We start from the raw sequence: 684 nt of genomic DNA on the forward strand, positions 1-684 counted from the left end.
CCCCCCCCCCCCCCCCCCCCCCCCCCCCCCCCCCCCCCCCCCCCCCCCCCCCCCCCCCCCCCCCCACCTTTTTCAAGCAGAAGACGGCTTACGAGATCATGAGTACTGTCTCGTTGGCTCGGAGATGTGTATAAGAGACAGCTTTCCTCCAGTACTTCTTGCTTTATAGGGACAAAATTTTCAAAATCCTTCCAGCCATCGTTGTAAATTTCCATCAGGTCTTTGATGTATTTTTGGGAATCGCTTTTTTTGAAATGCTCAAAAGTGTAGCCCGGTTTATTGGCCACCCAATTGGCAATTTTGGTGAACCTCTCTGGAAACGGAATGCTCAGGTTGATATGGTTGGTAAGCTGCTCGTAAGCGGTTTCAAAACCATATTCGGTAAAGAATTTCTGGTAATAGGGCAAATGGTAGTTCATGCCGTATGAAGGTGGCGTAAAGCCTTCCACCAATAGCCCCCAAAATTGGTCGTTCTCGCCAAAATTGATTGGGCCTTCCATCACTTTCATGCCTTTAGCCAGGAGCCAGTTTTTAGCCGTATCAAACAGTAAAAAAGCGGCTTCTTTTTGATCGATACATTCGAAAAAGCCCATGCCACCGGTAGGCAACTCATAATGGTGTGCCTTTTTCTCGTTAATGAAAGCGGCTACGCGGCCAATGGTCTGTCTCTTATACACATCTCCG

The 684-nt window shown here is 49.1% G+C and carries 1 pseudogene; it reads right to left on the bottom strand.

The features are described from left to right. Positions 1 to 684, bottom strand: a pseudogene (locus JHD69_RS19995) (hypothetical protein); the annotation flags it as partial.

Origin of the sequence: Pedobacter sp. ASV12 (assembly GCF_016429155.1) — a bacterium.
Taxonomy (GTDB): Bacteria; Bacteroidota; Bacteroidia; order Sphingobacteriales; family Sphingobacteriaceae; genus Pedobacter.